15 protein-coding genes are annotated in these 13,140 nt (G+C 63.2%); 10 read left to right on the top strand and 5 right to left on the bottom strand.

What is annotated here, in order from left to right:
• Positions 1 to 82: 82 nt before the first annotated feature.
• The 7 genes from tnpA (at position 83) to BB334_RS17230 (ending at position 5,489) form a co-directional block, all read left to right on the top strand.
• Complete coding sequence (gene tnpA / locus BB334_RS17260; RefSeq protein WP_068804612.1) at positions 83 to 400, top strand: IS66 family insertion sequence element accessory protein TnpA; 318 nt, start codon at positions 83 to 85, stop codon at positions 398 to 400.
• Positions 400 to 759 carry an IS66 family insertion sequence element accessory protein TnpB gene (gene tnpB / locus BB334_RS17255; RefSeq protein WP_068804609.1) on the top strand — a complete coding sequence of 120 codons (360 nt, stop codon included), beginning with the start codon at positions 400 to 402 and terminating at the stop codon, positions 757 to 759. Before tnpA ends, tnpB begins: the two co-directional genes overlap by 1 nt.
• 22 nt (positions 760 to 781) lie before the next feature.
• Complete coding sequence (gene tnpC, locus BB334_RS17250; protein WP_068806079.1) at positions 782 to 2,461, top strand: IS66 family transposase; 1,680 nt, start codon at positions 782 to 784, stop codon at positions 2,459 to 2,461.
• 252 nt (positions 2,462 to 2,713) lie between these two features.
• Positions 2,714 to 3,157, top strand: coding sequence for a hypothetical protein (locus tag BB334_RS17245; protein WP_068809747.1), 444 nt, complete (start codon positions 2,714 to 2,716; stop codon positions 3,155 to 3,157).
• Between the two features lie 60 nt (positions 3,158 to 3,217).
• Positions 3,218 to 3,694, top strand: coding sequence for a DUF2924 domain-containing protein (locus tag BB334_RS17240; protein ID WP_068809746.1), 477 nt, complete (start codon positions 3,218 to 3,220; stop codon positions 3,692 to 3,694).
• On the top strand, positions 3,691 to 5,040 hold the full coding sequence (locus tag BB334_RS17235) for a recombinase family protein (protein ID WP_068809745.1): 1,350 nt from the start codon (positions 3,691 to 3,693) through the stop codon (positions 5,038 to 5,040). Before BB334_RS17240 ends, BB334_RS17235 begins: the two co-directional genes overlap by 4 nt.
• Positions 5,037 to 5,489, top strand: coding sequence for a hypothetical protein (locus BB334_RS17230; protein ID WP_068809744.1), 453 nt, complete (start codon positions 5,037 to 5,039; stop codon positions 5,487 to 5,489). Before BB334_RS17235 ends, BB334_RS17230 begins: the two co-directional genes overlap by 4 nt.
• 5 nt (positions 5,490 to 5,494) lie before the next feature.
• Here BB334_RS17230 and BB334_RS17825 read toward each other — a convergent pair whose 3' ends face one another.
• Genes BB334_RS17825 through BB334_RS17220 form a run of 3 tightly spaced genes read right to left on the bottom strand, consistent with a single transcriptional unit; the run spans position 5,495 to position 6,296 of the window.
• Complete coding sequence (locus BB334_RS17825) at positions 5,495 to 5,722, bottom strand: hypothetical protein (protein WP_083200490.1); 228 nt, start codon at positions 5,720 to 5,722, stop codon at positions 5,495 to 5,497.
• 3 nt (positions 5,723 to 5,725) lie between these two features.
• On the bottom strand, positions 5,726 to 6,046 hold the full coding sequence (locus tag BB334_RS17225) for a type II toxin-antitoxin system YafQ family toxin (RefSeq protein WP_068809743.1): 321 nt from the start codon (positions 6,044 to 6,046) through the stop codon (positions 5,726 to 5,728).
• Positions 6,018 to 6,296, bottom strand: coding sequence for a type II toxin-antitoxin system RelB/DinJ family antitoxin (locus BB334_RS17220; protein ID WP_068809742.1), 279 nt, complete (start codon positions 6,294 to 6,296; stop codon positions 6,018 to 6,020). Before BB334_RS17220 ends, BB334_RS17225 begins: the two co-directional genes overlap by 29 nt.
• A 463-nt stretch (positions 6,297 to 6,759) precedes the next feature.
• Here BB334_RS17220 and BB334_RS17215 point away from each other — a divergent pair, with 463 nt between their 5' ends.
• The 3 genes from BB334_RS17215 to BB334_RS17205 are packed head-to-tail and all read left to right on the top strand — an operon-like array spanning position 6,760 to position 9,800.
• A complete protein-coding gene (locus BB334_RS17215) occupies positions 6,760 to 7,428 on the top strand; it encodes a site-specific integrase (RefSeq protein WP_198531291.1) in 669 nt (222 codons plus the stop codon).
• A gap of 52 nt (positions 7,429 to 7,480) precedes the next feature.
• Positions 7,481 to 9,181 (top strand): IS1634 family transposase, encoded by a 1,701-nt coding sequence (locus BB334_RS17210; RefSeq protein WP_068805890.1) that lies wholly within the window; start codon positions 7,481 to 7,483, stop codon positions 9,179 to 9,181.
• Between the two features lie 34 nt (positions 9,182 to 9,215).
• Positions 9,216 to 9,800: a site-specific integrase gene (locus BB334_RS17205; RefSeq protein ID WP_198531292.1), complete on the top strand. Its 585-nt coding sequence runs from the start codon at positions 9,216 to 9,218 to the stop codon at positions 9,798 to 9,800.
• A 343-nt stretch (positions 9,801 to 10,143) separates the two neighbouring features.
• Here BB334_RS17205 and BB334_RS17200 read toward each other — a convergent pair whose 3' ends face one another.
• Together BB334_RS17200 and BB334_RS17820 are read right to left on the bottom strand one after the other, a co-directional pair.
• The gene (locus tag BB334_RS17200; protein ID WP_068809741.1) at positions 10,144 to 11,844 is read right to left on the bottom strand and encodes an IS1634 family transposase; all 1,701 of its coding nucleotides are present in this window, start codon (positions 11,842 to 11,844) and stop codon (positions 10,144 to 10,146) included.
• A gap of 80 nt (positions 11,845 to 11,924) precedes the next feature.
• Positions 11,925 to 12,941: a 5'-nucleotidase gene (locus tag BB334_RS17820; RefSeq protein WP_198531290.1), complete on the bottom strand. Its 1,017-nt coding sequence runs from the start codon at positions 12,939 to 12,941 to the stop codon at positions 11,925 to 11,927.
• Between the last annotated feature and the right edge of the window lie 199 nt (positions 12,942 to 13,140).

Raw genomic sequence — 13,140 nt, 5'->3', positions numbered from 1 at the left:
GTAAGCGCTCCACGAACCCCATCCTTACGTAGCCCTGGGTGAGCCCGCATGCTTCGGCTTCCGTTTTCCGGGGAGCACGAGCATGTCGGAGCGCAGCACGTTTTGGTTGTCGCACCTGTCGGCGATCGAGGCCGAGGGCATCACCACGAAGGCCTACGCCGAGCGCGAGGGCCTGTCGCCGCAAGCGCTTTACCAATGGCGTAAGCGCCTGGTGGCCGGCGGTCGCCGCAGCCGCGCCAAGCTTGGCGGATTCGTTCCGATCCAGATCGAGCCTTCGATGACGGCCCGCACGGGCTGCACGGTAATGATCGGCGCACAGCTGCGGCTCGAGTGCGCGACGCTGCCCGGCGTCGACTGGCTGGCCGCGCTGTCGGCGGCGCTCTCGGAGCGGAGGCGCTGATGCATCCGGGGCACACCATCGGCGCGGTGTATCTGTACCGGCCGGCGATCGACTTCCGCAAATCCATCGGCGGGCTGTCGGCGCTGGTCGAGCAGGAACTGGGGCTAAACCCGTTCGGCGACGCGCTGTACCTGTTCATCAACCGCCGCCGCGACAAGCTCAAGGCGCTGTACTGGCACCGCAACGGCTTCTGCCTCTGGTACAAGCGACTCGAAGCCGAGCGCTTCGCCTGGCCGGCGGCCGAGGCGGGCCAGCCCACCTGCACGCTGACGATGAAGGAGCTTGAGTGGCTGCTCGAAGGCTTCGATCTGTGGGCGGCTAAACCGCATAAAACGCTGCATTACCAATCAGTTACGTAGCATGATCGGGTATAATTCCGGCATGCCGCAACGTACCGCCGTCCCTCGCTCGAACCCCGCCGTCGGCGTGTGCGCATCCGTCCTCCCCGAGCAGTTGCCCGACGATCCAGCGGCGCTCAAAGCTTTGCTGCTGGCACAGCAGCAGGCGTTCGAGGCACGTGAAGCCGAACGGCAGGCAGCCTTTGATGCCCGCGAGGCGGAACTGCAAAAGGCCTTCGAGGCGCGCATCCTCGAGATCTACGAGCAACTACGCCTGGCGCGTCGGCGCATGTTCGGGCCCAGCAGCGAATCGCACGCGGGCCAGGGCTGGCTCTTCGACGAGGCCGAAGCGCTGGCCGCATCCGCACCCGAGGCGGACGACACCGCGACTCTGCCGCCCCCGGCCACCGAGCCGTCTGGCCAGACCCCGGCCGACGCCGGCAAGAAGAAGGCGCGCGGCAAGCGCAAGCCCTTGCCCATCGAGCTGCCGCGCATCGACGTCATCCATGACGTCCCCGAGGCCGAGCGCACCTGCGCCTGCGGCACGCCCATGGTCGAGATCGGCCAGGACGTCAGCGAACAGCTCGATATCGTGCCGATGCAGGTGCGCGTGCTGCGCCACATCAAGAAGCGCTACGGCTGTCCCAAGGGCGACCAGGCGCCCGTCAGCGCCCGCGCCCCGGCGCAGGTGCTACCCAAGAGCAACGCGAGCAACGACCTGCTGGCGATGCTGCTCGTCACCAAGTACGTCGATGGGCTGCCGCTGGCGCGTTTCGAGTACGTGCTCGCCCGCGCAGGCGTGCTCGTGCCGCGCCAGACCCTGGCGCGCTGGGTGATCGGCACCGCACGGGCACTGCAGCCGGTCGCCAACCTGATGCGCGATGTGCTGCTCGGGCACGACGTCATCCACATGGACGAAACCCCGGTCCAGGTGCTCAAGGAGCCTGGCCGGGCGGCGACCAGCAAGAGCCAGATGTGGGTGCAGCGCGGTGGCCCGCCGGGTAGGCCGGTGATTCTCTTCGAGTACGATCCGAGCCGCGCGCAGGCGGTGCCCTTGCGCCTGCTCGAAGGCTGGAAGGGGCATCTGATGGCCGACGGGCTCGAGAGCTACGGCGCCATTGCCTTCACCGAAGGGGTGACCCGGCTCGGTTGCTGGGTCCATGCACGCCGTCGTTTCGTCGATGCCGGCAAGGTGCTGCCCGAAGGCAAGCGTGGTCGCGCCCACGAGGCGCTGGCCCTGATCGGCAAGCTCTACGCCATCGAGAAGGAGGCGCGCGAACTGAACGACGCCGAGCGTCTGGCGCTACGCCAGAGCCGAAGCCGTGCCGTCATCGGTGAGCTTCGCGGTTGGCTCGATCAGGTGCTCCCCACCGTGCCGCCCACCTCGATACTCGGCGGTGCCCTAGGCTACCTGCATCGGCAGTGGCCGCGACTGACGCGCTACCTCGAGCGCGGCGACCTGCCGATCGACAACAACCCGGCCGAAAACGCCATCCGACCCTTCGTCGTTGGGAGGAAGGCGTGGCTCTTCTCGGACACCCAGGCCGGCGCGCGTGCCAGCGCGCTCATCTACTCGCTGATCGAGACCGCCAAGGCCAACAACGTCGAGCCGTACCTGTGGCTGCGCCACGTACTGCGCGCCTTGCCTACCGCGACCACCGTCGAACACTTCGAGGCCCTCCTGCCCTGGAGTCTCAAGGCTGAGCAGTTGATCACAGCGTAGCGAGCCCCGGAAGGATGGGGTTCGTGGAGCGCTTACGATCGAAGCAGCCAGCGATGCACTGGCGGCAGAAATGCCAGTGGCTTGACCGTCACGCCAAGCGTCCACAGGCGAATTGGGTCCTTCCTCGCCATCAAGCAATACGGGGGGCGCGAGCGCGCTGCCCCGCTACCGACAGAACCCGAAACAGGGTTACCAGTTACCACCCCGGTTACCGCCCCGCGCCGTGCCGGGTTACCACTCAAGGAGCCTTTGATGAACCACACGACAGAACACCAAGCCAGCAATGGCACCCGCCACGTGCCCGTTGAACGCCTTCAACACTACAACCCAGAAGTCGAGAAGCGCGTGCAAGGCTGGTTCGCCAGCGGCCAGCCGCTGGTCTGGGTTCCCATCCTCAGCCAGGAGAACTTCCCGGACGTGCCTCAGCAACTCCTGGAGTTTGCCGACCACTACCAAGAGGCCATGCGCTGGCCCATCCACCAGATAGAAGACCTGCTGCAGTTGCCCAATGGCATCACCGGCTGGTTGATGCCTGCCACGGCCAGTGACACCGACGTGGCCTGCGGTGTGTGGGACGGCGAGGTCTACATCCTGAGCATCAAGGACCGGCGCACCGGCAAACCGCAGACGCTGCTGGGCGAGCGTGTCGATGTTGCGACAGGGCAAGCCGACGCCCCCGAACAGAGCGCGGTTTGACTTGGCTTCTGGTCGCCACAGCGCGTTCATGGACCTGTCTCAACAACAGGAGTTTGTGCAATGACAGATAACAAGAACACGGGTATCCAGGCCACGCCCATCTCGGTCCAGCTGGCCGCGCTGCCATCCCTGCCCATGGCCGAGCTCTGGGCACTGTGGGATCAGCACTTTCCCCGGCGGCCCAGCCACCGCAATCGCAATTACGTGGAATCGCGTCTGGCCTACCGCATCCAGGAGCTGGCCTACGGCGCGCTGCCCACCAACATCCGCAAGATGCTGGTTGAGGCCGGTGCCAAGCATTCCAAGATCAAGTCGGCCGCCGGGCGCAGCGCGCAGACCCTCCTGATGCCCGGCACCACGCTGATCCGGGAATGGGATGAACGCGAGTACCGCTTGACGGTCACGCCCGATGGTCTGTATGCCCTGGATGGCCAGGTGTTCAAGAGCCTGTCGGCGGCGGCCCGCCACATCACTGGCACGCGCTGGAACGGGCCGAAGTTCTTTGGTCTGCGCGATGGCAAGGGGGATGGTCAATGAACGCACCCCTGCTTGTGCCCCCAAAACGCTGCGCGGTGTACTGCCGCGTGTCCAGCGACGAACGGCTGGACCAGTCCTTCAATTCCATCGATGCCCAGAAGGAAGCCGGACAAGCCTTCATCAAGAGCCAGAGCCACGAGGGCTGGATCGCCGTGGCCGATGATTACGACGATGGCGGCCTCTCTGGCGGCAATATGGATCGACCCGCCCTGCGCCGACTGATGGCAGACATAAAGATGGGCAAGGTCGACATCGTGGTCGTCTACAAAATCGACCGGCTGTCACGCTCGCTGGCGGATTTTGCGCGGATGGTCGATGTGTTCGACCGCCACAGGGTCAGCTTCAGCGCGGTCACGCAGCAGATCAACTCGGCCACCTCGATGGGGCGGCTGATGCTCAACGTGCTGCTGTCCTTCGCGCAGTTCGAACGCGAAGTGACCGGGGAACGCATCCGCGACAAGATCGCCGCCAGCAAGGCAAAGGGAATGTGGATGGGAGGGCCGCTGCCGCTGGGGTATGTCGTTGATAACCGTCTGCTGGTGATCAATGAGGTCGAGGCCAAGCTGGTCCGCCGCATTTTTGATGACTTCGTGACCGTGCGCTCGGCCACGCTGATGGCCAAGGCCTACGGCGCGGAAGGCGTGGTCACCAAGGGTGGCAAGCCCTTCACCAAGCAGACCCTCTACAAGATGCTGCACAACCGGATGTACCTGGGCGAGATCGTCCACAAGGGGCAGAGCTTCCCTGGCCAACATCAGGCCATCATCACTCAGGCGCAGTGGGACGCGATTCACGCCCTGATCGCCACCGACGGCATTGAGCGGCGGCGCGAAACCAACGACCGCCAGCGTGATCCGGTGTTGTTGCGCGGGCTGCTGTTCACGCCCGATGGCGAGCGGCTGGTGCCCAGCTACACCGTCAAGAAGGACAAGACCTACAGCTACTACACGCCGAACAAGCACCGGCGCTTCGGCGCCTGGGCCAGCAGCCACGGGCCGTTGCCAGCGGCGCCCATCGAAGACTTGGTTACGCAGCAGATCGTCGCCGCGCTGTCAGCGCCGCACATCGTTCAGTCGGTGTGGGACCGGATTCGGACAACCCGCCCGGACCTCTCGGAGCCTGAGGTGGTCTTACCGATGCGAAATTTGGCTGGCCTGTGGCAACAGTTGTTCCCCGCCGAACAGTGTCGCCTGGCGCAGTTGCTGATCGAGCGCGTGGTGATTGCCGATGGCGGGTTGGAAATCATCTGGCGCGATCAGGGCTGGCACGAACTGGCCGGGGAACTGATGCCCGGCACCATCGGGGCGGAGTTGCAGGAATGGGAACAGCAGGAGGTGGAGGCATGAAGCCGAAAGCGCAGGCTTTGGGCGGACCCGTTGCGCGCGAGCGCCGGGACGGCGGCCAGGTCAAGCTGTCCACCTTTATCCCGTTGAAGATCCGCAAGCGCGGCGCCAGCAAGGTGGTGGTGCGGCCGGATGGGGCGGTCGAGTCGCCGGGCAAGGTCGCCACTCAGATCGACCAGCCCTTGCTGGTGGCGCTGACGCGGGCTTTCTACTGGCAGCAGCTATTGGACGAAGGCGTGGTCGGCAGCGGCAGCGAGATCGCCCAGCGCGAAAGCCTGCACCACTCGACGGTCAATGAACTGCTGCGACTGACCCTGCTGGAGCCCGCCATCATCCAGAGCATCCTGGCCGGGCAGCAGCCCAAGTGCATGAGCCTGCTGTGGTTCCAGCGCAATCCGCTGCCAACCGACTGGGTGGCGCAGCGGGAAGTAGTGGCGGGGTTTGACGCCTGACCGGGTTACGAGCCCTCGATCACCCGTGCTACATCACTGCGGCATTCAGCACACGTGCCCACCAGCAGCAAGTCACCACCCTTGATGGCGCCGCTGAAATTGCTGATCGTTGTCTCAAAACGGCACTGGCCGCACCAGACGTTGGACAGCAGCCGCTGGCGGATATTGGCGGGAATCGATTCCCAGCGCTGACGGGCTGGCTTGGTGAAAGTGGGCAGTGATTCAATCGCCACGGATCACTCCTCGAACAATTCTGAGTGCGTGCCTGCCCGCACAAAGAGGATGGTGTTGCCATCCAGACGGTAAATGAGCAGGAAGTCGCCGCCGATGTGACATTCGCGGTGGTCGGCCCAATCACCCTTCAGCGGGTGATCCAGCCATTCAGGCCCCAGCGGCGCATCGTTGCCAATGAGCAGCAACATCGCCTCCTTCAGCCGCTTCAGGTCGTAGCGGCCCGAACGTGAGAGGCGTTCCCAGTCTTTGAGGAAAGTTTTGGTGTAATCGCTCGCCCTGGGCAGCGGCGCCCGCTTACTGCTGGCGGGCTTTTTCGAGGTCATCGATCAGGGCGTCTGCAGACTCAAAACGGGCGGTGCGCGCCTTGGCCATGGCGCGGGCTTCTTCCATCGCCGCGCGGGTCTGGGCGTTAGGCACCTTCAACTCCAGCGGGAAGGCCTGGTCGTTCACCACGCGCTTGAGCAGGATGCGCACGGCATCAGACACCGACAGCCCCATGGCTGCCAGAGCCTCGCTGGCTTGCGTCTTGATTTCGTCGTCCACTCGGACGTGCAGCATCGTGGAATGAGCCATGATCGAATCCTCCGTTTGCGTAATTATGTATCTCGATTGCGATACGGTCAAGTAGCCGCTGGCGGTGCTCTGGCGGCGTTCGATGCCTGACTGGCGGCCTTGGTTGACGCTGAACCTGCACGCGTAAGTTGTTGATTTTGCGAGAACCCCATCTGCGCCTACCCGCAGGCCAAACGGAGAACAGAGACGGCTCTGACCGAGAAAGTGGCCGATTTCGGGCGTTTCGGGTGATGGTCACCCGCAGCACAGGTGGCCGGAACCCCGCGTGGTGCGGGGATTTCGGGCAAGAAAAAGGGCCCGGAGATTATCCGAGCCCTTATATATGGTGGACCGAAAGGGGATCGAACCCTCGACCTCTGCATTGCGAATCCAAAAACACCGTCCCTATATCATTGCCTCTTGGCGTCATAAGCGCATATTTGCCACAATACTGCCACACTCAGATCGAAAGTCACACTGACGAATGGCAACCATACGCAAGCGCGGCCCCTACCAGTGGGAGGTCCAGATCCGCCGCAAGGGCTACCCACCGCAGAACAAGACCTTCACCACCAAGGCCGAAGCCGACGCCTGGGCGGCGATGACCGAATCCGAGATGGCCCGCGGTGTGTGGATCAGCCGCGGCGAGGCGGAGGACACAACGCTGGAAGAAGCGCTCGACCGCTACGAGAACGAGATCCTCCCCGGCAAGAAGGGGGCCGAGCCGGAACGCTCCGTCATCCGCACCTGGCGCGCACTGAAGCTCGCCAAGCGCGCCCTCGCCTCCATCCGCAGCACCGACGTCGCCGCCGCACGGGACGAGTGGCTCAAGCTCTACAAACCGGCCACCGTCCTGCGCCGACTGGCGGTGTTGTCCCATCTGTTCAGCATCGCGCGCAAGGAATGGGGCATGGAGAGCCTGTCGAACCCCGTCGAGCTGGTGCGCAAGCCGCAAGCCAACAACGCGCGTACGCGGCGTATCGCCGAGGTCGAACAAACGACCGTCGAATCGTCGGACGAAGCAGACCAAGGGCGCGGCGCCCCGGGGTTCGACACTTCCCCCCGATTTTCGCCCCTTTTCGGAAAGTGCCTCCAACGCCGGCGCGGGTTTGAAGGCCGCGACCGCAAAAGTGCTGTGGTGGCACGTTTGTAACAGCCACCCTCAAGCTTGACGGCGCTTCTTAGGTGGTTAAAGTGGCGGCAACATGCACGTCAAGCTCACCACCTCCGGAGGCCGCCGCTACGTCCAACTCGTCGAGTCCTATCGCGACGAGGCGGGACGGGTGAAGAAGCGCACCGTCGCCACGCTCGGCCGCGCCGAGCAGGTCGATGGTGCGCTCGACGCGGTGATCAACGGCCTGCTCAAGATCACCGGCCGCGAGCCGATGGCCGCCAAACCGCCGGCGCCGACGGTGTCGTTCGAGTCCGCGCGGGCGCTCGGTAACGTGTGGGCGCTGACCGAGCTGTGGAAGTCGCTGGGTTTCTCGGAGCTGCGGCGGGTATTTCGCCGCACGCGCCGCACCACGGACGTGGAAGCGCTGATTCGGCTGATGGTGCTCAACCGCCTGTGCGACCCCGAATCCAAACTCGGCGTGTTGCGCTGGGTGCAGACGGTGGCGCTGCCCGACTTCGGACCGAAGGCGGTCACCCACCAGCAGTTGCTGCGCAGCCTCGATGCGCTGATGGATCATCAGGACGAGGTCGATGCCGTGGTCGCCGGGCTGCTGCGACCGCTGATCGACCAGGATCTGTCGGTGGTCTTCTACGACCTCACCACGATCCGCAGCGAAGGGCTCAGCCAGCAGGCCGGTGACGTGCGCCAGTACGGCATGGCCAAGGAGGGGCTGATCGCCCGCCAGTTCATGCTCGGCGTGGTGCAGACCGCCGAGGGGCTGCCGATCTACCACGAGGTGTTCGACGGCAACACGGCTGAGACGCGCACTCTGCTGCCCACGCTCACCAAGGTGCTCGAGCGCTTCCCGTCGGTGCAGCGCCTGGTGCTGGTGGCCGACCGGGGACTGCTCAGCCTGGATAACCTCGAGGCGCTGAAGGCCGTGCGCTTGGCCAGCGGCAAGCCGCTCGAATTCATCGTCGCCGTGCCCGGTCGGCGCTACAACGAGTTCATCGAGCTGCTCGAACCCTTCCACGAAGCGCAGTGCGCTGGCGCCACGCAGGAGGTCATCTCGGAGCACGCCTGGAACGATCTGCGGCTGGTGGTCGCGCACGACCCGGTAACAGCGGCTGCCAAGACCGGGCAGCGCAACGAGCGCATCGACGCGCTGATCCGCCAGGCGGACCAATGGTCGGGCAAGCTCACCGAGCAGGACGAAGGCGTGAAGCACCGGGGGCGCAAGCTCTCGGATAGCGGCGCCAAGGCGCGCTTCTACCACGCGGTCAGCGAAGCGCACCTGTCGCGCATCCTCAAGGTGGATCTGGGTGAGGAACTCTTCAGCTACCACATCGACGACAAGGCGAAGCGTCTTGCCGAAATGATGGACGGCAAGCTGCTGCTGGTCACCAACGCCGAGGGCCTCGCCGCGCAGAACGTGATTCAGCGCTACAAATCGCTCGCCGACATCGAGCGCGGTTTCAAGGTGCTCAAGTCCGAGATCGAGATCGGCCCGGTGTATCACCGCCTGCCCGAGCGGATTCGCGCGCATGCGTCGATCTGCTTCATGGCGCTGATCCTGCACCGGGTGATGCGCAGCCGCCTCAAGGCCGCCGACGCGGGCTACACGCCCGAGCGGGCGCTCGAGCAGTTGCAGCGTATCCAGCATCACCGCGTGCGCCTGAACGGCGGCGAGCCCATGGCGGGGGTGTCGACGATCAGCACGGAACAGAACGAGGTGCTTCATGCGTTAGGAATAGAAAGACCGGCGGCGCCGGAGCAGTTGGCGCTGTTGTAGTGGCATTTTTGAAAGTGCGCTCTAACAAAAACAAATACTTGCGCGCGTAACTGTCGAACTCGGGGGCGCCGACGAAGGTGAGCTCGAGCGCATCGTCGCCGCCACAGGCTCCACCCTCCTCCCCTCGATCATCTGGCTGGCCGTGGAGACGGCAATGCGCCGGGGCGAGATCGTCGACCTGCGCTGGGAGCACATCGACCTCAAGCGTCGCGTCGCCCACCTCCCAGCGACGAAGAACGGCAGTGCCCGCGACGTGCCCCTATCGACAAAGGCGGTCGCCACGCTGCAAACCCTGCGCGACAAGCGTGCCAATCGGGACGCCGGGGTGACGGGGCGTGTGTTCAGCATCCGCAGCGATGCCGTCACGCGGGCGTTCGAGCGCGCTGTTGCGCGGGCGCGGAAGCTCTACGTCGAAGAATGCCGCGAAGCACAGCAGCGGCCAGACGAGCGCTTTTTGACCGATCTGCGGTTCCATGATCTTCGGCATGAGGCGACCTCCCGCCTGGCATCGACCTTTCCGATGCACGAGCTGACGAAGATCACGGGGCACAAGGATCCACGGATGTTAATGCGGTACTACCATCCGAGGGCGGAGGATTTGGCGAAGCGGCTGGAATGACGATGTGCATGCTTGCCATACAGCGGTAGACAATCCCATTCTCGTCGATGGCCGCAGCTGGCCTCAGTTGCCAGTGACACAATGCGTGAAGTCAGTCAGCAATGTGGCGGCGACCTGCCGTTCGTCTGTCGGGCGACGGCGAACAGCAGCTTTCCCACTCTGCGGAATGGCACAACCGGCCCGTTACTGCCGTTGAGCTTTTGAGAAGTGCTGTCGTTCAACATAAAGATTAGGAGCGCGAAGCCGATTTAGCTGCAGAACCTGACTCTGGAGCGGCCTCCCGAGTTCGACAGTTACGCTCGCAAGTGCTTGTTTTTGCTAGAGCGCACTTTCAAAAATGCCACTACAACAGCGCCAACTGCTCCGGCGTCGCTGGTTTTCCTATCCCCAGTGCATGAAGTACCTCGTTCTGCTCGGTGCTGATCGTCGACACCCCGGCCACCGGCTCGCCGCCGTTCAGGCGCACCCGGTGATGCTGGATGCGCTGCAGTTGCTCGAGCGCCCGCTCGGGCGTGTAGCCCGCATCGGCGGCCTTCAGCCGGCTACGCATCACCCGGTGCAGGATCAGCGCCATGAAGCAGATCGACGCGTGCGCGCGAATCCGCTCGGGCAGGCGGTGATACACCGGGCCGATCTCGATCTCGGACTTGAGCACCTTGAAGCCGCGCTCGATGTCGGCGAGCGACTTGTAGCGCTGAATCACGTTCTGCGCGGCGAGGCCCTCGGCGTTGGTGACCAGCAGCAGCTTGCCGTCCATCATTTCGGCAAGACGCTTCGCCTTGTCGTCGATGTGGTAGCTGAAGAGTTCTTTACCCAGATCCACCTTGAGAATGCGCGACAGGTGCGCTTCGCTGACCGCGTGGTAGAAGCGGGCCTTGGCGCCGCTGTCCGAGAGCTTGCGCCCTCGGTGCTTCACGCCTTCATCCTGCTCGGTGAGCTTGCCCGACCATTGGTCCGCCTGGCGGGTCAGCGCGTCGATGCGCTCGTTGCGCTGCCCGGTCTTGGTGGCGGCCGTCGCGGGATCGTGCGCAACCACCAACCGAAGGTCGTTCCAGGTGTGCTCAGAGATGACCTCCTGCGTGGCGCCAGCGCACTGCGCTTCGTGGAAGGGTTCGAGCAGGTCGATGAACTCGTTGTAGCGCCGGCCCGGCACGGCGACGATGAACTCGAGCGGCTTGCCGCTGGCCAGGCGCACGGCTTTCAGCGCCTCCAGATTGTCCAGGCTGAGCAGTCCCCGGTCGGCCACCAGCACCAGGCGCTGCACCGACGGGAAGCGCTCGAGCACCTTGGTGAGCGTGGGCAGCAGAGTGCGCGTCTCGGCCGTGTTGCCGTCGAACACCTCGTGGTAGATCGGCAGCCCCTCGGCGGTCTGCACCACGCCGAGCATGAACTGGCGGGCAATCAGCCCCTCCTTGGCCATGCCGTACTGGCGCACGTCGCCGGCCTGCTGGCTGAGTCCTTCGCTTCGGATCGTCGTGAGGTCGTAGAAGACCACCGAGAGATCCTGATCGATCAGCGGTCGCAGCAGCCCGGCGACCACGGCATCGACCTCGTCCTGATGGTCCATCAGCGCATCGAGGCTGCGCAGCAACTGCTGGTGCGTCACCGCCTTCGGCCCGAAATCCGGCAGCGCCACCGTCTGCACCCAGCGCAACACGCCGAGTTTGGATTCGGGGTCGCACAGGCGGTTGAGCACCATCAGCCGAATCAGCGCTTCCACGTCCGTGGTGCGGCGCGTGCGGCGAAATACCCGCCGCAGCTCCGAGAAGCCCAGCGACTTCCACAGCTCGGTCAGCGCCCACACGTTACCGAGTGCCCGCGCGGACTCGAACGACACCGTGGGCGCCGGCGGCTTGGCGCCCATCGGCGCGCGGCCGGTGATCTTCAGCAGGCCGTTGATGACCGCGTCGAGCGACCCATCGACCTGTTCGGCGCGGCCGAGCGTGGCGACGGTGCGCTTCTTTACCCGTCCAGCCACGTCGCGGTAGGACTCGACGAGTTGGACGTAGCGGCGACCTCCGGAGGTGGTGAGCTTGACGTGCATGCCGCCACTCTACCCAGGCAAAAAGCCTCGTCAAGTTTGATGGTGACTGTTACAAACGTGCCACCACAGCACTTTTGCGATCATGGCCTTGAAACCCGCGCCGGTGCTGAAGGCACTTTCCGAAAAGGGGCGAAAATCGGGGTGAAGTGTCGAACCTCGGCGGCCTGTTCGAACGTTGTGTTAGCAATACCAAAAGGTATGTGAACCATTGGTATATCGCCCGCCTCCGATTCAAGATGGCTTCTTTGATCGTCAAAAAACATATGAGGCTTTAACCGAGTTAGAATTCGGTCCTTTTTCATTCCACCCAAGAAAAAAGTTTCGTTTGCACTAACCCCCCAATGCTCGAGCGTTGTGATCACTCGTTCATGCGCTGGAGCATTTCGAGCCGTAACGATTGCCGTTCGAATAATTCTCTTGTAGCTCCTATCCTTCTCTTGCTCCTTGTCTTCAAGCTTCTGCATAAACGAGAGCTTCTGAAACAGGTCAGCGAGCGGGCCGGGCTTGTGTGGAATGTGTGCATTGGCAGCTTCATAATTATGAAACTCAGGCAAGTCACCCCCTTTGTAAACAGCTTCAGATTCATCGTCTGCAATAACGCCATCGAAGTCGAAGGCTATCCGAAGCTCTTCCTCTGACTCGTCATCATTTACTTTGCTGGGCAGAACAGTTCCTGCAGGGTACTTACTGCATATAGCTTTCTTTACATCATCCTCGTTAGCCGACAAAAACAGGGATGCGTTGAATGCAGGGATATATTCGTATGGAGACTCTCCCTCCATAAAGGCGGCGCGTGTGATATCTAACCCATAGTGGGCAATTGAACGAAAAACCCTCTTCCCTGTGGCGGCTGAATTTCTAGACAAAAGCACCACCTCTACAGGCGACTGCTTCGGAAATCGCTTGTTGATGTTCAAGAAACGTCGAACAAATGGGAAAGCCACCCCTTTGGAAAGCACCGTATCTAAGTTGGCCTCCTGAAACTCTTTGTATGCCTTCGGCCCTTTCTCGACGAAAACGGCATGGGATTCTGATAGATCAAAAAGTGCGCTTGAAGAGACTGCGACAACGAGTTTTCTTTCAATAGGGTACGCCATCTCTCATCTTCTCCATCGAATGTTCCGCTTGAGTCGCCGCTTACCCTGAAGCACAGCGAAAGGGTACGCGGTCGGCTACGAAGCGAGTACCAAACTGAAACTATGTATACCTCGGCCTTCCGAGCATGCTAGGGAACCCCTGATCAATTGATGTTCTGAGCACGCTCACCCAAGCCAACCGCTTTCGCCGACTCCGATG

Source organism: Thauera phenolivorans (assembly GCF_001696715.1).
Taxonomy (GTDB): Bacteria; Pseudomonadota; Gammaproteobacteria; order Burkholderiales; family Rhodocyclaceae; genus Thauera; species Thauera phenolivorans.
This window is presented reverse-complemented; position numbering and strand designations above follow the sequence as displayed.